13 protein-coding genes and 1 pseudogene are annotated in these 20,191 nt (G+C 59.2%); 4 read left to right on the forward strand and 10 right to left on the reverse strand.

The window, feature by feature from the left end:
• Positions 1-151 precede the first annotated feature (151 nt).
• Both FHR70_RS18870 and FHR70_RS18875 read left to right on the forward strand, forming a co-directional pair.
• Positions 152-1,132, forward strand: coding sequence for an ABC transporter substrate-binding protein (locus FHR70_RS18870; protein ID WP_183453084.1), 981 nt, complete (start codon positions 152-154; stop codon positions 1,130-1,132).
• Between the two features lie 120 nt (positions 1,133-1,252).
• Entirely contained in the window at positions 1,253-1,951 is a 699-nt protein-coding gene (locus FHR70_RS18875; protein WP_183453086.1) for an IS6 family transposase, read from the forward strand.
• A gap of 235 nt (positions 1,952-2,186) precedes the next feature.
• Here the strand turns inward: FHR70_RS18875 and FHR70_RS18880 are convergent, their stop codons facing one another.
• Together FHR70_RS18880 and FHR70_RS18885 are read right to left on the reverse strand one after the other, a co-directional pair.
• A complete protein-coding gene (locus tag FHR70_RS18880) occupies positions 2,187-9,530 on the reverse strand; it encodes a toxin TcdB middle/N-terminal domain-containing protein (protein WP_183453088.1) in 7,344 nt (2,447 codons plus the stop codon).
• A gap of 268 nt (positions 9,531-9,798) precedes the next feature.
• Complete coding sequence (locus FHR70_RS18885) at positions 9,799-10,329, reverse strand: hypothetical protein (RefSeq protein WP_183453090.1); 531 nt, start codon at positions 10,327-10,329, stop codon at positions 9,799-9,801.
• 277 nt (positions 10,330-10,606) lie between these two features.
• Between FHR70_RS18885 and FHR70_RS18890 the strand changes: the two genes are divergently transcribed.
• The gene (locus tag FHR70_RS18890) at positions 10,607-11,308 is read left to right on the forward strand and encodes an IS6 family transposase (protein ID WP_210277704.1); all 702 of its coding nucleotides are present in this window, start codon (positions 10,607-10,609) and stop codon (positions 11,306-11,308) included.
• A gap of 58 nt (positions 11,309-11,366) precedes the next feature.
• Positions 11,367-11,975 (forward strand): annotated as a pseudogene (locus FHR70_RS18895) (IS630 family transposase); the annotation flags it as partial.
• 130 nt (positions 11,976-12,105) lie between these two features.
• Here FHR70_RS18895 and FHR70_RS18900 read toward each other — a convergent pair.
• From FHR70_RS18900 to FHR70_RS18935, 8 genes are read right to left on the reverse strand one after another with little or no spacing between them, the layout of a single operon-like run.
• The gene (locus FHR70_RS18900) at positions 12,106-13,179 is read right to left on the reverse strand and encodes an ABC transporter ATP-binding protein (protein ID WP_183453094.1); all 1,074 of its coding nucleotides are present in this window, start codon (positions 13,177-13,179) and stop codon (positions 12,106-12,108) included.
• A 24-nt stretch (positions 13,180-13,203) separates the two neighbouring features.
• Positions 13,204-14,001, reverse strand: a complete 798-nt coding sequence (locus FHR70_RS18905) for an ABC transporter permease (protein ID WP_183453096.1) — start codon at positions 13,999-14,001, stop codon at positions 13,204-13,206.
• Positions 13,998-14,840, reverse strand: coding sequence for an ABC transporter permease subunit (locus FHR70_RS18910; RefSeq protein WP_183453098.1), 843 nt, complete (start codon positions 14,838-14,840; stop codon positions 13,998-14,000). The genes FHR70_RS18905 and FHR70_RS18910 overlap by 4 nt, the downstream gene beginning before the upstream one ends.
• A 29-nt stretch (positions 14,841-14,869) precedes the next feature.
• The gene (locus tag FHR70_RS18915; RefSeq protein WP_343058846.1) at positions 14,870-16,006 is read right to left on the reverse strand and encodes an ABC transporter substrate-binding protein; all 1,137 of its coding nucleotides are present in this window, start codon (positions 16,004-16,006) and stop codon (positions 14,870-14,872) included.
• Positions 16,003-16,968 carry a membrane dipeptidase gene (locus FHR70_RS18920; protein WP_183453100.1) on the reverse strand — a complete coding sequence of 322 codons (966 nt, stop codon included), beginning with the start codon at positions 16,966-16,968 and terminating at the stop codon, positions 16,003-16,005. Before FHR70_RS18920 ends, FHR70_RS18915 begins: the two co-directional genes overlap by 4 nt.
• Positions 16,969-16,973: 5 nt before the next feature.
• Positions 16,974-17,711, reverse strand: a complete 738-nt coding sequence (locus tag FHR70_RS18925; protein WP_183453102.1) for a hypothetical protein — start codon at positions 17,709-17,711, stop codon at positions 16,974-16,976.
• Positions 17,708-19,384: a hypothetical protein gene (locus FHR70_RS18930; RefSeq protein WP_183453421.1), complete on the reverse strand. Its 1,677-nt coding sequence runs from the start codon at positions 19,382-19,384 to the stop codon at positions 17,708-17,710. The genes FHR70_RS18925 and FHR70_RS18930 overlap by 4 nt, the downstream gene beginning before the upstream one ends.
• A 50-nt stretch (positions 19,385-19,434) precedes the next feature.
• Positions 19,435-20,157 carry an IclR family transcriptional regulator domain-containing protein gene (locus tag FHR70_RS18935; RefSeq protein ID WP_183453104.1) on the reverse strand — a complete coding sequence of 241 codons (723 nt, stop codon included), beginning with the start codon at positions 20,155-20,157 and terminating at the stop codon, positions 19,435-19,437.
• Between the last annotated feature and the right edge of the window lie 34 nt (positions 20,158-20,191).

A 20,191-nucleotide genomic window follows, 5' to 3' on the forward strand; every position in this document is an offset into this window, starting at 1 on the left:
GCTCAAATCAGTTTCGTGAGACGGCTGTTGCGGCTATGATGGCGCCAAGTCGTCGGATGCCCCTGAACACACAGGATGACCGGATGACACCAGCTGGAACGAAATCTCATCTCGCGTATGTTCCTGGCCTTCACGCCTGGATACCTATGCGATGAGACGGCGGGACGCCCTCGCATGGCTCGGCAGCGCGGCAGCATGGACGCTCCCGGTACGTGCCCAAACACCGGCCATGCCCGTCATAGGCTATCTCGCGCCGGAATCGCCCGGACCGTTCGACAGTCGCCTCAAAGCGTTCCGGCAAGGCCTTGCTGATGTCGGCTATGTCGAGGGCCGCAATGTAGAAATCGAATACCGGTGGGCGGAGGGTCAGTATGACCGCTTGCCGGTGCTGGCGGCCGATCTCGCCAGCCGACAGGTCGCCGTCCTTGTCGCATCCGGCGGCGCACCGGCCGCGCTCGCGGCGAAAGCGGCGACAAAGACGATCACTATCGTCTTCGAGATGGGAGGCGACCCCGTCGCGCTCGGCGTGGTCGACAGCCTGTCGCGGCCAGGAAGCAATCTTACCGGCGTGTCGAGTCTGAGCGTTGAAGTCTCGCGCAAGCGGCTGGAATTCATGCATGATTTGCGTCCGGCTGCGTCGTCCTTCGCCGTTGCCGTCAACCCGACTAGCCCAACCTCAGGGTCGCAGGTGCGGAACCTCCAGACGACCGCCGAGGCTCTCGGGATTCGGCTCCATGTCATGAATGCTAGCACTGCAGGCGAGTTCGAAGCGATGTTCCTGGCCGCCACGCGGGAACAGGCAGGAGGACTCGTCTTCACCTCGGATCCTTACTTCGCCTTCCGCAGTACACAGCTTGCCGATCTGTGCTTTCGCTATTCCATGCCCGCAGTCACGCAATCTCGCGACTTTCCTATGGCAGGAGGGCTGATGAGCTATGGCGGCGACTTCGCGCAATCCCATCGCCGTGCCGGCACCTATGCCGCGCAGGTCCTGAACGGCGAAAAGCCTTCCAATTTACCTGTCCAGCTCGTCACGAAAGTCGAGCTGGCGCTCAATTTGAAAACCGCGACGGCCCTCAGCATCGCCATCCCGCCCTCACTGATCAGCGGTGCCGATACGGTCATCGAATGATGGCCTTGTTCGACATCCGAATAATGCTTTGGGAGTGACCTAGCGCGTTGCGATGCAACCGGCACTGTTGCAGTAACCTCGGCAGTATAATCCAGAGCGGCCAATCGAGGAGCCGCCCTGTTGTCTTTGTTCAAGCGCCGCCGTTTCCCAGTCGCGATCATCCTGCTGTGCGTGCGCTGGTACTGCAAGTACGGGATCAGCTATCGCGATCTGGCAGAAATGATGTCCGAGCGCGGTGTTAGCGTCGATCCGAGCACAATCTTTCGCTGGGTTCAACGCTATGCCCCGGAGATCGAGAAGCGGGTGCGTCCCTACCAGGGACATCGATCAGGCTCATGGCGCGTGGATGACACCTATGTGCGAGTGGGCGGGCGCTGGCTGTACTTGTTTCGAGCAGTCGATAAACATGGTCGGTTGATTGCCTCTATGCTGTCCGGTCGGCGTGATACCGGAGCGGCGTATCGCTTCCTGCGCAAAGCCCTGCGAGCGGTGAGAGATTATCCTCCCTCATCCATCACGACGGACAAACTGGCTTCGTATCCGAAAGCCATCCGACGCTTGCAGGACGAAGGGCTGCTGCCGCAGGATGTCGAACACCGCACCTCGAAATATTTGAATAACATCATCGAAGCCGACCATGGCCCGCTCAAGCGCGTGATCCGGCCGACGCGTGGCTTCCAGACGATGAAAACCGCTTCCGTGACCCTGATGGGCTTCGAAACCATGCGGATGATCCGCCGCGGTCACTGCATCCAGCGAAAACGTCAGGCGACAGGCGAAGTCCGTCTCATTGATCAGCTCTTCGGTCTGGCAGCCTGAATGATCTGATCGACGGGGTTCGTTTGTCGTTTTAAGTTACTGCAACGGTGCCCTCTGGCGCGCCCTCGGTGACATCTGCAATCTCTTCGAGCCACAGGAGTGCTGGAACTTCCTCAAGGCCGCCGGATATGCGTCCCTGTAATCGTCCGATGCTTTAGCGGCTGAGCAACGTGGAGAGGCAACCGGAGGGAGCAGTTGCTCCTTGCAAGCATCGAAGCGAGCGGGTTGACCACCGTTATTTGAAGTGAAACGTCCGCTTCCCTGTTATGACGCCACCGAACTCCTCGAGGATGAAACTAGCGCATCCCACGCAGATATTGCTCGTCACCACGCCGCGCACGGGAGTTAGGCCTAGTTCGCCGGCACCGAAGACCAGCGTACCCTCGGCATGTGTATAGGGTGCGGGAGGAACAGCCGTCAGGCCAAGAGACTCAGCCTTTGCGATCTGTGCCGCCGAGAGGTCACTTGCGCCACCGGCAACCAGGATCGGCCCCTCCTTTGTGGTCGACACGGCAATCGTTCGGAAATATCGGAAGGGAAAGCGCTCAGCGTTCTTCACCTGATTGGCGAGTTGCATGAGTTCGGCATCCTCGGCCGCCAACGCGACACCCGGGCCGCCGACCTTCCCAGCCGCCAGTGCAGCGATAACGACGCCGACGCCTCCGACAATCTGGCTCTTATCGTCCTTGTCCTCCGCAACGTTCATCATAAAGGGTTTGTAGACGTCCACACCGCCCAAGTTCTTCAGCAAGTCGGCGTAATGCAACGGATCGAGCGTGCTCAAAACCGTCCCGGTTACGGCGTTCACGGTTACCTTGCGGAGGCCGTTGGGCGTGAAGTAGGCCCGATCAGTGCCCGGGATCGGAATACGCGCTGTACCAAGGATCAGGTTCTTCGCCGTAATCTGTCGGCTGGCCAGCTTTTCTGCATTTGATGCACCAATTTCCGCATGGGCTTCGGCCCTTTCAAGTTGACGCTGGCCAATAATGACATCCGGCTGATCGCTGAAGTCATAGCAGCCATCCCCGCAGCTTGTGACGAAGCCATGGAGATCAACGCGTCCCAGCGGGCGGTTGCTAGCATAGTTGTAGGGATTACCGTTGCCGAGAGCGCCATGTACGACCAGAGGATCTGGGCTCATGAAGCGTCCAAGATACGGATGATAGAACCGGGCACCGAAATCAATCAGTCCCGACTCGGTATCATCCTGCTTGTGCGAAAACCTATTCGGTGCACGGTACTGGCCCCACCTGCCCGGCCGGTAATCGTTCTCTACCGCTCCGAAGGGAAAGTAGGTGGTGCGCTCGACGAGCTCGCTCGTGTCTCGGTCCAAGGTGATGGCATTCGAGCCGAGCGCGTCGGGCAGATGTAGGAACGTATGGACCAGGCTAGTGGTTCTTCGCGGCAACACGCCGTTGCGGTCATAGGCTACGGTCGCAAGCCCCCCGAGAGATGCGCTCACTTTGTCGGGGGAAAGATCGTACTCGCCACCGGCAACAGGCACCCCTCTGAATTCGAGTGTCGGCAGAACGTCTACGTAATTCTCTGCGGGTCCACCTTGCTTACGGAGGGCGCTGATAAGCCGTCGTCCCGAGCTGAAGAAGTTTGTCCGCTCCCATGTAGGCACCGCTGTTGGAACGTCCGTAATTGCCGCAGGAATTGGAGCACCGTCGGGTAGGTCCCACCGCCGTGCCCGCGACAATTGTCCAACCTCGTCCCAGTCAAATGCGAACCACTGGTCACAGACGCTTCCGGAGCCTGTGTCGCAACGGCCGGTGCGGTCGAGGGCAAGTCGGGTGAGTTGTCCCGCGGCGTCAAAGGCTGTCCGCACCCCCGAAGCGGAGATAAGCTGGCCAGTGGCGCCGTTCGCCCCATTGGTCAGGGTGCCGAGAGAACGGTCGAACGGAAGCATCAGATCGTCGGCTGACCGCTGAAGGTCGTTAACGGCATCAAAGTCGAACTCTTGACGTCGCGGCCGGGTCTGAGCATTCGCCAGCGGCAGGGGCTGGCCCGTTGCGGCCGTAATCTCGGGCAGAAACGGCGACTGCCACGGCGCTGCGCCTGTTGGCGTAGCGTATTGCGTGTCGATGCTCCGCAACCGGCTTCCGATGCCATAGGCGGCAGTCCGCTGTCGCTGGGGAGCCGCGACGGCTGGCCACGTTGATGTGGTGAGGTCCTCGATATTGATCGGGTTGCCAACGGGATCATAAGCGTATTTAAGGTTCATCAAGTCAGTCTGGGTGGTCTCGAATCCAGGGAGCGTGTAACCTTGAACCGCCTGCGACCAGATAGCCGGCGCATTTCTCGAGAGGGTGTATCTCTCGAGACGCCGGCGTGCGTCATAGGTGAGTGATGCGGTCGTTGCTGCGGCGTCTCCGTAGACAATGTTCCGAAGCATGCCGTCAGGATCATAGGTAGCGTACTGAACTAGAGAACCATAGGAACTCGTCACGCTCTTGACTTGATCGCGCAGCGTATAGGACAGGTTCATGCTGCTCGTGCCGCCGATGAGGAACTCGGTTAGAGGCACGCCGGTCGTGCGCCGGGAAAGGCGGTTTCCGTTATCGTAGTCCAGCCGTGCCTCGTAGCGGCGCGCCGTATAGGAGAGCGTGGTGGAGGTGGGATCCGCCAAGCGGCGGTCGATGCGCCGGACGCGGCCGCGATTGTCGTACGAGAAGCGGGTCTCTGAGCCACGGTCGCGGCGCGCCACAAGACGCCCAGCAGCAAAGGCTGGATCATCCAGGAAGAGGCTGTCTGCGGCACCTTGCCCTGGCTCATAGGCGTCATAGTTGTACGCAACCTCGAAGCCGGCCTTGGTTGTCTGATCGGGCGCACTGTAGGTCCTGTGGTGCGCCGCGCAGGGCGAGTAGTCCTCGCCGATCAGCCGATCCATGCCGTCGTAATGAAGATTAACCCCACAACCTCGCGGATCGCTCGTGCCGACAAGACGTCCTCCGTTATCCCAGGCATAGGTCCACTTGCCGGAATTCGGCTCGCTCTGAGCTACAAGCCGGCCCATGCTATCGAAGCTACGGGTCTTGACTGTTTGCTCGGAGCCACCTGCTTGCTGACGGCTGATTTTCAGCAGCTCTCCGGTTAGCGCATAGGTGAGACGCGTCCGGACGTCCGTTGTGCCAAGGAAATCCACCCACTCACTGATCCGATCGAAGCCATCGTAGCGAAGGAGAGTATAGGATGTGGCGCCCGGTTGAAGCTGCGCCGCGTCGCGAGCCTCGATTTCGTGCGGGCGATAGCGGAATGACGCAACATCCGTGGAGCCATTTTCTCGGATAGTCGCCAGCCTGCCGTAAATATCCTCGAAAAAGTCGAGACGACGTGGCCCCAATCCTGGGCTGTTTGCTGCCATCAACAAGGGGCGTGGGTCCACAGCAACAGCGAATGGCATGTAGGTGCGCTCGCTACGACCTGCCTGGTTGGTCTCACGCCAGCCTTCGACCACCCAACGCCCCTCATCCTCTACGAACCGCACAGGGCGCTCGCCCAATCCGTTCATCACCTCGATGATCGTGGAGTCGGATGAGCCGAGACGGCGCCGGATCTCGACCCAGCTCAAGGGAGCGCGGTCGGTGTAGGTGAATGTCAGCGCCTCAATGGAAGAACGTAGGTCCAGATCGTCGGGCTTGGGCAGACGCATTGCGGCCACGCGGCCAAACGGGTCGAGTTCCACAACCGTAGTCGCGCCGGAGGGATCCTCCTGCCGCGTTATAGTCTCGAAGCCCCTGTCATGGGTCAAACGCGTCACGAGTGATGCGCCGGTGCATCCGTTGGTGTGAGAGGAGATGCGCTCGGGGAGATGTTCAAAGGCTCGGTCGTATCGGATCGACGTGCAAGATGCGGGCGAGCCGGGCCGCTCAGTTTGGAGAGCTCCACCAAAACTCGGGTCGAAGGCGTAGCTTGCAAGCTGGCGCCAGCCAAATCCTGATGCAGCACCAGGCGGCAGCGGCGCCACGGCGCCGCCAGCAGCATGAACCCGGTTTAATTGGTCGAATGCAGCATTGAGCCATCCCTCGACACTCGTCAGATCGCCCTGCGGAGTATAGGTGAAGCGGAATTGCCGCTCCGTCAGGTATCCATGATCGTTGGTCTGGTCCGTGGTAATTGTGACCCGGTCGACGAAGCAGCGCCAATGTTCGGGATCGCACCTGTACGGCCCCGGAATATCACCTGCGCCGTTGCTCCCCATCCAAGTCACAACCACGTTGTCGAGGCTTGCGGCACCTGTGAGGTTTGCTGCGAGGCCATCGCGCTGCCGGCCATGCGAACGCACCCTCGTTATATTGCCATACTCATCGGTGTCGTAATCGACGGTGATCGGGATTTGCTCATCCTGGATCGGCGAAGGCATCCGCGGGTCGCCAGCTGTACTGGCTTCGGGCCGGAGCGTCACCGTTTTCTGAGGATCGTAGTCGTAAGTCTCGGTCGCCGTAACATGCGCGGAGCGAACGTCGCGCCTGCGGTCGAACAGCAGGCGATTGTCATAAAACAGTTCCGTCGAGGACAGCCATTGCGCCGGGCGTTCGCCAATGGCGGGCAACAGACGGTCAATTCTTACCGGCAGGCCAATAAGCGGCTTGTACTCGTCGTTATCGCTGCCCTTCAGGCAAGTGTTCCGAATGGTATCCTGCTGGCATGGACCGAACCAGTGCGTCGTCCGTGTGACAGCCATCTCACCGCCGATTTGAAGATCGACCTGCCGGAATCCGACAAAGCTGCGCGTCCAATTGTCGTAGGCGGGATCGCGGTACCGGTAGGTTGTCGTACGCTCATAATCGTAAGGCTTTGGCAGCGTGGTATTCGCCGTTGGATTGTTGTGCGTGCGCACACGGGTCACCACATTGGCGACTACTGGCACGACATGACGCCAAGCCTCGCCACGTCCAGCCGCTTCCCGCATCAGCTCCTGAATCGTTTCATAGCGAATGTCCGTAACCCCACCGAGACCATTGTCGACCTGAATCAAGAGGCCCGGGTGGGGAGCCCGCGAGTTCGTTCCATAGCCGGGAGCCGTGAGGCTTGCGACTATGATGCCTTGGCGGGCGAGCACCACCACGTCGTCGACTCCGTTGCCATCCATATCGGCGAACGCCACGCGATGGTCGCCGATAACAGTGCTATTGTGAACATTGTCAACCACGCGCCCGACAGCACAGGGAACGGTACCGGTGGGATCTGCGCAGCGGAAGGTGTGCCCATCGACGTTCACCCACAGGCGCAGTATGCTCGACAGGTTGAGGTTGGAAGGATCGTCCTTGTAGGTGATGATATCCGCCAAGCCATCACCCGTCACGTCGTGCAGGAAGCGCTCTTCGCGATCGTCCCAGGAAGGGCCGTTGATTGGCGTCCAAGGCGTGATCGTCGATCCCGTCGTTGCTTCGTACTCAGCCCCGTTGCAGCCGAGCGGCTCACGGGCTGTCTGGCATTCGAACCTGCCGTAGCCGTCGCCGGGGCGGACCACGAGCGCGCCGGACGGCCGGAAATAGGCCAAGTCCACCAATCCGTCGCCATTGACATCAGTGTAGAAAAAACGTGTTCCCGCCGGTGCATCCTTATCCGGTACGACGCTGACCGGATCTCCTGGAGAGATGAACGGGATCTGTGCTGGGCCGGCACCGCCCCCCGGAAGATTTTGGTCTGTGCCGTAGCGGCGGCTGAAAAATGGAGTTGCTTCCCTGAGAAAAACGTTCAGGCGCTGAGCTGATCCTGTCCCGAGGGAGTCGATCAACCCGTCGCCATCGATATCCGTGTACCAGCGCGGACCGCTGACCGGATCCTCGGGAGTGATTGCGCCCGTGCTGTGCGGCCATGCGAGCCCATCGTGTGAACCGGTGGTCCAGCGCCATCCGGGAGAGGTCATAGGTGTGGGGCAGAACGCTGCCTCAGATGCAACTGGCTCTGCGCGGAACGGCCGGAATCCAGCCTCTCCTCCGCCCCAGATCAGAACGCCATCGCCATAGCTGCCCACGATCGTCGGAGCACCCTGGCTGGTCAGGAAGTTCGCCAGACGCGGGCCACCCGGTAGGCTCTGACGGACGAACCATGGCACAGTGCCTGGCGACCCGTCCCCGGCATCCATGCACTGGTGGGCGAGGGCTAGGGACCAGATTGACGTGCCGGCGTTCAGCCATCCCGTCATCGGTCGCGCGCTGCGGATCGTCTGAGGATTCTCGCCCGGCTGGTAGCACACGAGGGTCGGGTCAGCCGTTCCGTCATTGCGCTCGACCAGGATGCGCACAGCGCCCGGCGCGTTGAAGCATTGCGGCTCCGCTTCCCAGCTTTGCACCACGTCCGGAAGTCCGTCGCGGTTGAAGTCCAGAACGGAGGCGCTGCTGAGATAGGGAAGCACCCCGTAGTTCACATCGAGGTTTGGTGGACCGCCCTGCAGCGGCGTCAGTATGCCGAGACCACCAAAGGTCGATCCCTGATATTTGAAGGTTACGGCCGGCAGCGTCTGGCACTCGGCCCCTCCTGGGATGCTGCCGGATTGCGTCTCGCGGACGCGGCAGCGTCCCTCCCGGTTGATCTGGCTCAGGAATGACCGGTGGAAAAGCGGCGCTTGTATATCTGGATCGTAGGGAAAATCGCGATTGAAATAGTAGCCCAGACGATAGATACGCGTGACCTCACGTGCGTCCTGCGCCTCCCAGTCAGCGCTCGCCGTCGCAACGCGCGCAAGGCGCATGTCGGGAGTGGCTTTGTGAAGAGGTGCATATGAGGCGGTCGAGAACGGCTGTGACTCCCAGGTCAGCTGAGTATGGTGGGCGAAGCGGATGAGCTGCAGCGCTTCCCGTGCTCGTGGCGTATCCCAAATGTCGGTGAGATAGAGCAGTCCGCGCTGTCCCATCCGATCCCATGCATACACGACTAAGTTCTCGGGGCGAGCCGATTCCAGAGCCCGTACGAGCCGCCACCGATAGATCGTGCCATCCCGTTCCTCCAAGGCCTCGCGCGCGAGCTCCGGCGCAGTCAGGGGGGCCCCAAATTCCTGAAGAATGCCGCCTTTGCGTTGCGCCCGCCATGTTCTCCGGTCGGGGCTGAGGAAGTAGCGCGTGTAATCAGTATCCGTTTGGGCGCGATAGTAGACCCAGCCTCGGCCTACTTGGGGAGCCGCCCAACTCGGTAGGTCTATGTTAGCAGCAGAACACACGGGGACGGCTGCATCCATCTGCGCTCCAGTTGTACAGACAGCAACCAAGGCTTCCCCATTCGCAGCAAAACGCTCCTCGATCGCCGCACCATTGGGGGGAGACTCAGGCCATCCCGATAGAGGACTGACTTCGATAGAGGGCAAATCGAGGCTCCAACCATATCCGGCGTCGGAATCTCCCGTAGTTGACCGATAGGTTAAAGCCAGGGAAGGCTGCGCGAGACCGCGCGCCGCTGGCATCTCAAATCGGTAGCTATACGTGAGTGTTCCTCGCACAGGCTCTACGGCAGCCTGATTGGCGACGGAGGAGCCGAAGACCCCTGCTGCCGCACCGCTCGGTGCTGTAACGGGATCGGCCTGAGCACTTGCGATACAACCTAGCACGAGAACGCATGCACTGGCTGAGATACGCATGGCGTCTACCCCGCAATTCAATATGCAGCGTAAGGATTACGCACTTGTCTTGGATCAATGTCAATATCTTCGCGATAGATGATGTATTTTCCGGAGATACCTCGTTCTGATCAGAATTCGCTTGCTTGAATTACTTAAGGTGGGACCACAGTCGGATCTCAGTTCGTAGATCGTGGATGAGTGAAAGTGTTGAGGGATATGGTTTGATGGAGGCTGTCGACCATTTGCGACAATCTGTTTGCAATATAGCTCCTGAAATCCTTGCGCCTTATGCCAGCCGCACCTCGAAAGGTGGCAACACGGTACGGCCTTTCTTGTGAAAGAACAGCCGTGGGGGATTGATAACAGCCCCTCGCGCTGACGGCGTGCCGTCGAGCGCAAGCCAGCGTACGTTTTCCGCAAGCTCAATGATGATACGATGCCTGTAGAGATCTGGGTCTACATAGAAACGCGGGTCGAGAGGGCCTTTAGGCGTGTCGTCTATGAACTCACGGAACGATACCTGAAAATAGCGCGCGCTCTCGGCACCCATCACTCCATGTATGGTACTGTAGGGGAAGTACAAAGCCTGTGGATCCTGCGGACCAGGGCCGTCGCGGTCGATAATCTGACTTCTCGCGAACGAGATTCGGAAAGCTTTGCCAAAGTCAGCTATGTCGGGGTGTCCGATGCTCTTGGGCCACCGGATCAGTCCATCAACGTACGACCATAGAAAAACAGCCTTGGCACGCTTTACAACCTTGTCCAGCAGAAAATCTTGGCCAACAAACTTAGCAATTACAGCCTTGTGCGAGGGCATTACTGCGGCCTCCCATGGGAATTGGCGGACAAGGACCAAATTGGCTGAAAGCAGTCGAAGCTAGCATGCCCCTATTCCGAAAATTTTAATGAGATGATTCGAGGTAATCCCTACGTGCCCGTCTGTTTGTATATTTCCAGACAACTGCCTTTAGCCCTCCAAAAACTCCGGTGCGCGGCTATACTCAACTTTGACCTGACTGGGTGGAATTGGACCAGGTTGATTGGGTGTTGTCACGTTAACTCGGGTTTGACTGCGACCGTGTAGATGGGTCGGCATGATCAAGTCCGTCAGTTACAAGCGCCACCGCTTTCCACCCGAGATCATCGCTCATGCGGTCTGGCTGTACTTCCGATTTCCTCTGAGTCTTCGACTGGTTGAGGAAATGCTGCTCGAGCGCGGTATTCGCGTCTCCTACGAGACGATCCGCCGCTGGGCTTTGAAGTTTGGGCCGGACTACACTCGCCGCGTCAGGCGCAAGACTCCAAGTTGCCGCAACATCTGGTACCTGGATGAGGTCGTGGTCACGATCTCGGGCCAGAAACACTGGCTGTGGCGAGCGATTGATCAGGACGGCTATGTGCTCGATGAAATTCTCCAGAGCCGACGCGACACCAAGGCCGCCAAGCGCTTGCTGAGGCGCCTGTTGAAGAAGCAGGGCTGCCTTCCACGACGGATGATCACCGACAAACTCGGCTCCTACGCTGCTGCCCGGCGCCAGATCATGCCGGCAGTCGAGCACCGCTCACACAAGGGGTTAAATAACAGAGCAGAGAACTCACACCTGCCGCTGCGTCGGCGCGAGCGGGCGATGCAGGGCTTTCGATCGCCGGGCGGGCTACAAAGATTTGTCAGTGGGTTCTCTGCCGTCCGCAACCTGTTCGTTACCCCTCGCTCCCGCCGCTCTGCCGTTGCCACCCGCCTTCACCGCCTCAATGCCATAGCGGCGTGGAAGTCTGCAGCCTGCATTGCACAGTGAGCCCAACATGTGACCGCGCTTGCCTCGCTCCGCCCGAGTTCCGTTAACGTGACATCACCAAAAAAAGAGCCTGAGAGCCGCCGAGCAGGACCGGCCCGATGTGGCGCGCGAGCGACGACACTGGCGCGTGTGGCAGCGCTTTATGGATCCGGCCCGCTTTGTGTTTCTGGACGAGACCGGCACACCCACCAACATGGTGCGCCGCTACGGGCGCTGTCCCAGAGGCGAGCGGCTGGTGGATGCCACGCCGTGGGGTCATTGGAAGATCACCACCTTCGTGGCTGGCCTGCGCGCCAGCGGGTTGATCGCCCCGATGGTGCTGGACGGGCCCATGAACGGCGAGGTGTTTCGCGCCTATGTGGAGCAGGTGCTGGTGCCGGAACTCCAGGCCGGCGACGTGGTGGTGCTCGACAACCTGGCCGCTCACAAGGTGGCGGGCATCCGCGAGATGATCCAGGCCGCGGGAGCGAGCCTGTTGTACTTGCCGCCGAACTCGCCCGACCTGAACCCGATCGAGCAGGTGTTTGCCAAGCTCAAGGCATTGCTGCGCAAGGCGGCAGCCCGCACCAAGGAGGCGCTCTGGACAACCATCGGAGAACTGCTCGACAGCTTCCCCGCCGAGGAGTGCCAGAACTATCTCAGCAACTGCGGATACGAGTTCACCTAAATCGAATCCGCTCTAGCCAGGCATTCTGCAGTTCCGACCGGGCGATTTGGCGGATGGCACCCGGCACGAAAAAGGAGCAGGAGCCCCCTTTCTGCTACGGCAGAAACATTGCATATGATCTGTCCTGTGCTTAGGGCCCGGACACGACGTGGACGTTGTCACGGTTCCATTCCGCAATACACATCATTCCCTCACGCAGCCATTTACCGTCCAAGCTGGGAACGCGGACGCGGAGGTTGGTCTGTCCAGCCGTGCCGATTACGAGGATGTTGTCACCGTAGTTGACCATGGACTCGATTGTGAATTGGCATGAGTGAACATTCGGATCCTGGTGACTATCTTTCCGAAGTCGGATCATCTCGGGTCGAATGAGAAGGCTTACTCGCTCACCAGGCCGGTGGTCGCTCAGATCCACATTGAACTGACCAAGGTCGCTAGCCTTGACGGATCCATCCCTTCCAACGACGTCGGCGTCGATAAGATTGCTATCGCCAACGAATGAGGCGACGAACTTTGTCTTCGGTTTGAAATAGACATCGAGGGGTGTGCCTACCTGCTCAATCCTGCCCGAGTTGAAGACAGCAATTCGATCCGACATCGTCATCGCCTCGGTCTGGTCATGGGTCACGTAGATCATGGTCACGCCAGCCTCGCGGTGGATCCGCTTGAGCTCGAGTTGCATGTGCTCTCGAAGGTTCTTATCCAAAGCGCCGAGCGGCTCATCCAGAAGGATCAGATCAGGCTCGAAGACCAGAGCACGAGCAAGGGCAACGCGCTGTTGTTGTCCGCCGGACAACTCACCTGGATGGCGGTCGGCAAATCCCTGCAACCCCACGCGAGCCAGGGCATCCTTGGATTTTGGCTCCCTTTCCTTTTTACCCACCCCACGCATCTTCAAGGGGAATGCAACGTTGTGCTCCACGGTCATGTGGGGGAATAGAGCGTAATTTTGAAACACGACGCCAATATTTCGCTCGTATGCCGGGATATGCTCTACTGAGCGGCCCGCGATGTTGATCTGTCCACCTGATGGCTCCTGGAAACCGGCGATCATCATCAGGGTCGTCGTCTTGCCCGATCCTGACGGGCCAAGGAATGTGATGAACTCGCCTGGGGCGACGTCAAGCGATACATCATCTACGGCTCGCTGAAGTCCGCCGTAGTGCTTCATCAGGTTGGTAAGGGAGAGAGAACGGGCAGTCATGGTGTGAGAGCCTTTGGTCGGCGTTCAGGAAGCAATGGTGGAGGGCCGAGTGTTCAAGGCCCGTCGAACCGAGTTTACGGCTGTGGGGACCATGACGCCAACGAGCGCCGCGGCAAGCAACAATGAAGATGCCACCGAGATGACGGGGTCTGCCTCCATCCGGAAGCTGTTGAACATCTGGCGTGGCAGCGTTGCCACGTCCCGCCCGGAGATGAAGAGAGCAACGACGGTTTCATCGAACGAGTGGATGAATGCAAACAGGCCAGCGATTACGAAGGCAGGGGCGAGGATCGGCATCGTAACGAGACGAAACACGGTAAGGGGAGGAGCGCCAAGACTCATGGCCGCCCGTTCCAGGGAGAGATCGAAGCCCTTTAGCGCAGCCGTAATGATCAGCATGGCAACAGGGATCGAGAAGCAAGTGTGCGCGAGAATGACGCCGAGATAGCTTTGGAGCAGTCGCAGCTCTCCGAAATAAACATAGTAGCCGAGTGCCATCACGATGTGCGGCACGATAAGGGGCGTCATCAGGAGGAGATTGAACATGCTTCTCCCGGGAAACCGGTAGCGGACGAGAGCGAACGCAGCCGGGACGGCAACGACCATGGTCAAGCCTGCCGTTGCTGCGCCGATGAGAATGCTATTGAGGAGCGGACCGGTCCAGTTCGGGTCCGAGAAAAACCGCTCGTAATACCCGAGCCAGAGGGCAGGCGGTGGGAATTGGAGCGATGGCGCGGTGCTGAACGACATTGGCACCACTACCAGGAGCGGGGCAGCCAGGAAAACTGCGATAAGAATGGCGGCGAACCGAACCAGCATCATGCCCTTCCTCCCCACAGACGATCCATCCCGAAATACCGGCTGTAGACAGCAAAGAGGCCGAGCGAGACCGCCAGGAGGATCAAGGCCATCGCTGCAGCCCCACCGAAGTCGAGGACCTGCTCCATACGGTCTCCGATGAGACCAGCGATCGTCTGCTCACGCGGGCTCCCGAGCAGCACCGGCATCACATAGAAGCCAAGGCAGGTGATGAAGACGAGCGTGATACCGTTGATGATGCCTGGTGCGCTTAGCGGGAGGTAGATGTGCCAGAATACCCGCCACGGCTTTGCGCCGAGGCTGCCGGCGGCATCCAAAAGCCTGGGGTCGATACGCTTCATGACTGCAAAGAGTGCCATTGTCATGAATGGAATAAGACCATGGGTCATGCCGAGTGTCGCCGCAAAATTCGTGAAGAGAAGACGCGGGGGAGGTGAGTAGCCGAAGACCGCGATAAAGGCCGGAAGGGGTCCCTGTACTCCAAGGATCACCATCCATGCGTAAGTCCTCACGAGATAACTGGTCCAGAAACTCAGCGCAACGACAAGAAGGATAGTTCGACTGATTGTTCCTTTGGATGTCGCCGCGACATAGGCAAGAGGATAGGCAAGGAGGAGGCTTAATCCAGTGACAAGGATGGCTGTCCAGAAGGTGTTCCCCAACGTGGCCAGGAACAATCGGGAGTTAAACAGATCCCGATAGTTACCTATTCCCCATGATGGTTCGGTGAAGCTCAAGAGGGTGACGTACCCGAGTGGGACAATGAAGAACGCCAGCAAGAAAATGCCTGCGGGCAAGCCGAGCAAAAGTGGGCTCGTATGGATCCACCGTTTCCGCCTCATCGCGGTCACCCTCCCGTTCCAGGTCGCCGCTAACTTGCGATCCAGCGATCAAAGCGTTGATTGAGCTCGTCGAGTTGTGGAGCGATCTTTTCAGGATCCAGAACGATCGCCTGCTTGAAGTTCGGCGGGTATGTCGGCATCAACTTCGCCTGCTCCGCGCCGATGAAGTCAAAAGCCTTGGGATTGAGCGGGCCGTTCTTGTCTCTGATGCAGAACTCCGCGAGCCGCTCTGGCCGGACCGCCGACTGAATGAAGCGCCAGGCGTTCTCCGCGCGCGGGGTCCCCTTGGCGACCACCCAGAACGCCTGATCAAGGAGCGCCTGATTCCATACGATCTCGACTGGCACGTTCGCCTCGACGAGTTTTCCTGCTTGCCCGGTCCACATTCCGATCATCTCGACCTCGCCGTCACGGACGAGCTGCGCGGACTGGGGTCCTTGGGTCCATAGGACACGTAGATCCGGCTTCAGTCGGTCCAGGGCTGCAATGCCCCGGTCGAGGTCGTATGGAAAGAGGTTCTCGGGTGCAACGCCATCGGCAAGAAGCGCGAATGCCATGGTTCGGGCAGCATAACGCTGCAGTGACCGCGAGCCCGGGAATTTCTGGACGTCCCAGAAGTCCCGCCAGTTTTGCGGCCCTCCGCTCGGAAAATGGTCTTTCCGGTAGACAATTGCGTTGGAAAAGGCGTGGGACTTCACGCCATTCATCGCCACAGCGCCATCCCAGAGGCTTGACCGGTCAAGAGCGCTTCCTTCGACCGGCTCGATGATCTTCGCTGCATAAGCTCTTCCGAGCTCCGCTACACCGAGAGTTGTCACGTCAAACTCGTAGGTTCCCGTCCGGGCTTGCGCGGCCAGTTTCGCGAATGAAACCGGGGAGACGGTCCGAATTTCGATTCCAGTCTCCTTAGTGAAAGGTTTGAACCAGACATCCCGTGCAACCTCTTCCCAAAGGCCGCCCCAGGTGTTGACGTACAGTACCTTCTCCGATGCCTCGGCCCGTTTGACGAAGGGCATGGATAGCACCGCCCCTGCCCCGGCCGCCAGGAACGATCGGCGGGATATCTCAGCTTTGGTCCTGATTGAACTCTCTTTAGTCATCGTTGTCCTCCCGTACCGTGATATGGCATCCCCTCTCGGCGCCTTCCGGAACCGATCGTTCTTCACCCGAAGACCGCGCCGTAAACCCGCAGCCAGTTCCCTGATGTGATCTTCTGAACCTCTTCAGCAGAAAAACCGACAGCTGCCAGCCCGTCGCGGACAACACCGAGATCGCCCGGCGAGGACAACCATTCAGGCTTTGCGACTTTACCGGGCCTCGCCTCGGAGCCGGCGCCATATTGAACCCCTCGGGTCCAACGGCCTTTTCTCATCCAGTTCAGGTCTGCCTGAGTGGTGTTGTGACCCTCATCGGTTCCGATTGCGACATGATCGATTCCGGCGATTTCAACCGTTCGGGCGACCATTTCGCACCAGCCCTGAACGGTCGCGCACGCGTCCTCCGGCGTGATATTGCGGTATGTGGCGCATCCGATGACGCCGCCATTCTCCTTGAGGGCCTTCAAGACCGCGTCACTCTTGTTCCGCTTGTGGGGGAAGATGCTTGCGGCATTAGCATGTGTAATCACGACCGGCCGATCCGAGAAACGGACCACGTCAAGGGTGGTTCGGTCACCAACGTGCGAAAGATCGATAAGAATCCCGGTTTGGTTCATCTCACGAACAACCTCTCGTCCGAACCGGGAAAGACCGCTGTCGCTCTCTTCGTAGCAGCTGCCGCCGAGTTCATTCTGGTTGTTGTAGGTAAGCTGAACAACCCGAACCCCGAGGTCCGCGAACAACTCGACGAATGCAATGCGATCTTCGAAGAGATTGGTGTTCTGGAACCCGAGCAAGACCGCCACGCGCCCGGTCTCGTGGGCTTTCGTGATGTCCGCGACATTCTTCGCGATCAGAACGAGATCGGATGAAGATCGCTCCAGCTCACGCCACTGACTAATGGCGTCGAGGGACTCGATTGTACCTTCCCAGAACCCCAAGGTCGGGGTCACGCATGTGAAGCCCCCGCGTTTGAGATCTAAGAACACTTCACGCGTGAAGTGACCGCATTGAAGTCCATCTATCAGCATCGTTGCTATTCCGTCCTCTGAGAAGGTGTAGCATCCTGAACAGAACCTCTCATCCGCTCGGCCAGCAGGGAAAGGTCCGTGTCGTCTTCGTCTTGTCGGCCGATGACCCGGCCGTCGGCTTCGACGATAATTGCGCCTGCGTGCCGCCGAGACTCGAACGAATCTGGCGCCAGGGCTTCGTTGGATAGTTGGAAGAGTTCCCACCAGAGCGCGTCTTGGACGAGTAGGCCATTCCGGCGAATTTCATCAACCACATTGCGGTCTTTTTCTGAAGACAGCGGCTGTATCGAAATTAGAAGCTCATCAGGGCCGGGACCTAGGGTGATCACCCCCGTGAACCCCTGACGCTGCAGGAATGCCTCGACCACGGGGATCTCGTCCCGAGCCGTTAGGTCGACGACCTCTATTCTTCCAATTTTACGACGCCGATAGGCATCGACCAGCAGGTCAGCCAGCAGAGGCGCGACAATCCAGGCGTGTTGGCCGGCGCAGTCGAGTTTCATCGACTGCTCATCCGTTTCCAATGTAACCGCCCAGGCTTTTGCGGCTTTCAACTGCTCGACGTTGTAGCGCAGGTTTGCAAAGCCACCTAAACCCATTGCTGCCGAATATAAGGCGCTTTCACGCGTCGATGCCACTTGGCCCGGGTCAAGATTGGCAACATGCATGAGACGCTCGAGCACCATTCGGCATTCCCGGAGGCTGACGCGGAGATTTCTGCTGTTCTCAAGAGCTTCGGTCATAGAACTGGCTCCGCGGGATAAAACCATTGCGTGTTGCTGTCGCCTTTGATGAGATCCTGTGCCGTCGGTGCGCCATGGAATAGGACGCCGCGGAGGTTCCGGTTCAGGAAGTCACGTGCTTTGTCGATGCCGTGTATGCCGACATTGAGGAGGCGAGTGATGTGGGCGGGAACGAAGTCCTCGCTCATGATGTCTGCGTGAACCGAGTGGTAGGTTAGTCCGGCGAGCGCCTGGACCCTTGTGATGATCGCCCGGTGCCGAGGATGGGCGAGAAGGAAGCGCGCCACGCTCCCCTCAGGGTCTGAGGTGGCAAGGTCGGCGTCGAGCCGTATTATCAGTCTTGGCAGATCAAGGCCGAGGTTGACGACCTGGCCGAGCTCTTCTCTTGGCCCCCGCCGCGGCTCTTCGGCGGTCTGGGACTTGTACCAGACGTATCGTCTCGATCGCTCCGAGTGCAAATCCATTCGGAAGGCCCAGGCGTAGTCATTGTGGACGATCTCGCGAAGCCGTCGGACATTCATTTCCGGCCTGATCGTCTCCTCTTCGTCCACCACCAAGGTCTGAACGAGTTCGTCGGCGACATCGGGGACAAGTTCAATCAGGAGAGAGTGCAGAGTTTCTAGCGCCTCGTCGTGGATGCGTCCTTGCAGCGTTCGGCAGAGTTCCGCAAAGGGCAACTCCGGCGTTTTCTGTTGCCTTGCATAGCGGGTGAACAAGAGTTCCGCTTCTTGCAAAGCGATTTCCAGATTGTCCGCAACGACATCGCTTTTCGTGAATGCCTCATAGACAACCCGGTCCTCCCTGCGGAATTGGATGGCCTTTCGCAGAAGGGCGATGAGTTGGCCCACTTCCCCGCCATCCGAGTTCGGCCGGAGCATCTTTGCTCGCGCCAAGGCTTCTTCCCTGATGAAAATCCAGCGATCGATAAGCCGCGGGTGATTGTTGACGAAGAGCATGAGCCCAAGAGCAGAGCCGTTGCCCACGCCCAAATAGCGGGCAAGTTCTTCCGCCATCGGCACAGCTTTCGGGGAACGGAGCCTTGCCAAATGGTTCAGCAGGTCCTGCGCAAAGACCCGCATCATGTAAGCGGAGAGCATCTGTGCTGCCAGAGACCACCTGAGTGGGTGGCCGCGCTCAAGCGTCAGGAAGCTCCGCGTACCGAAAGTCCCATTTCCATCGAGGCCCGTATTGCGCATGAGGTAGCAAGTCTTGCCCAATGGGGCGACTTCCGGCTGGCGGCCGGATGAAAGAGCGTCGAGCGCATAGTCGAAGAACCGGGCACTGCGATTGGAGCGGCACCAAGTCAATGTGCCGGGCGTCGCCCGGCCTTCGTAGAGCTTTGGAAGCTCCCTTCGCGTCGTCTCTAGATCCTCTGAGCTGATCTCGCCCTCGATCAGGGCTCCCATCATGTCCCATGCGCGTCCGATAATCCGCCCGCTGCGCCCTTCGGGCGACGGTTCAAAGGAGTAGACAGGGAAAGAGAACCGGTACCCACCGGCCTCAATCAGATAGAGAGCAGTGCCTCGAGCGCGCTCGTCGATGTCGAAGCGCTTGCACTTGATTTGCCAACGCTCACGAACCGCTTGGTTCATGAAAGCGCGGGATGCACTCACTCGAGACGGTTGGATCGCCGCTAATCGATCGGGCGTCATCAACTCCGAAGCGGTCCGCATTAGCTGATGGAGGAGATGGTTCTCCCGATGATCGAGTTTCAAGGCTGCAGTCACTCTTTGGCTCCACGGATTCGGGCTGTGGCTCTGGATGCGGCTTGCGTGACAATTCTCGAACTCATGTCATAGTCGAAGCCGTTGGTTGGACCGGAGATTGAAAGGGCAGCGATACAATCACCCCGGGCGTCGAAGATTGGCGCGGCTACAGCCGTTACTGTTCGTGGACCTAGCGGACCGGATACGGCGAACCCGCGCTCGCGCACTTCAGAGAAGACCGCAGGATCGCCAAGTTCAATACCCGATCCTTTGAGGCGATCCAGGGTCATTGGCGAGGCATATGCAACCAGAACTCGCCCTGTCGCCGAGTCGGAGAGCGGGAGTCGGGTACCGATCCGAAGATCCGCTCGCAGCAGTCCTCGTGACTCGACCCGATTGATAATGACGGAATCTGTCCCGTCGAGTACAGCCAGGGACGCGGTCTCGCCACTGTCGGCGACCACCTCCTGCAGAACGTCCAGGAGGCGTGTACCGATTCCTGCCTGCTCTAGGGCAATTGCAGCATGGTGAAGAACCTTCAGGCTGAGCCGATAGCGGCTGTCCTCGCTCTGTTCGATCCATCCCGCTTCAACAAGCGTTACTAGCCGTTGGAGTGTGGTTGCTCGGGCCTCTCCGAGCCTGCGTGCCACATCAGCTAGGCGGAGAGGTTCATTGGACGAAGCAATGATGTCCAAGGCAGTGAACGCCTTCAGGACGGAGGATAGTGGACGAACACTCAACCCGTTTGTCTTTCATTAGAATACTGCGTATTCT

This window comes from Microvirga lupini (assembly GCF_014191055.1).
Lineage (GTDB): Bacteria > Pseudomonadota > Alphaproteobacteria > Rhizobiales > Beijerinckiaceae > Microvirga > Microvirga lupini_A.

Bases quoted from the DNA above. Each gene is read 5' to 3' on its own strand.
- FHR70_RS18870 (WP_183453084.1), top strand. From the start codon at position 152: ATGAGACGGCGGGACGCCCTCGCATGGCTCGGCAGCGCGGCAGCATGG.
- FHR70_RS18880 (WP_183453088.1), bottom strand. From the start codon at position 9,530: ATGCGTATCTCAGCCAGTGCATGCGTTCTCGTGCTAGGTTGTATCGCA.
- FHR70_RS18885 (WP_183453090.1), bottom strand. From the start codon at position 10,329: ATGCCCTCGCACAAGGCTGTAATTGCTAAGTTTGTTGGCCAAGATTTT.
- FHR70_RS18890 (WP_210277704.1), top strand. From the start codon at position 10,607: ATGATCAAGTCCGTCAGTTACAAGCGCCACCGCTTTCCACCCGAGATC.
- FHR70_RS18900 (WP_183453094.1), bottom strand. From the start codon at position 13,179: ATGACTGCCCGTTCTCTCTCCCTTACCAACCTGATGAAGCACTACGGC.
- FHR70_RS18905 (WP_183453096.1), bottom strand. From the start codon at position 14,001: ATGATGCTGGTTCGGTTCGCCGCCATTCTTATCGCAGTTTTCCTGGCT.
- FHR70_RS18910 (WP_183453098.1), bottom strand. From the start codon at position 14,840: ATGAGGCGGAAACGGTGGATCCATACGAGCCCACTTTTGCTCGGCTTG.
- FHR70_RS18920 (WP_183453100.1), bottom strand. From the start codon at position 16,968: ATGCTGATAGATGGACTTCAATGCGGTCACTTCACGCGTGAAGTGTTC.
- FHR70_RS18925 (WP_183453102.1), bottom strand. From the start codon at position 17,711: ATGACCGAAGCTCTTGAGAACAGCAGAAATCTCCGCGTCAGCCTCCGG.
- FHR70_RS18930 (WP_183453421.1), bottom strand. From the start codon at position 19,384: ATGCGGACCGCTTCGGAGTTGATGACGCCCGATCGATTAGCGGCGATC.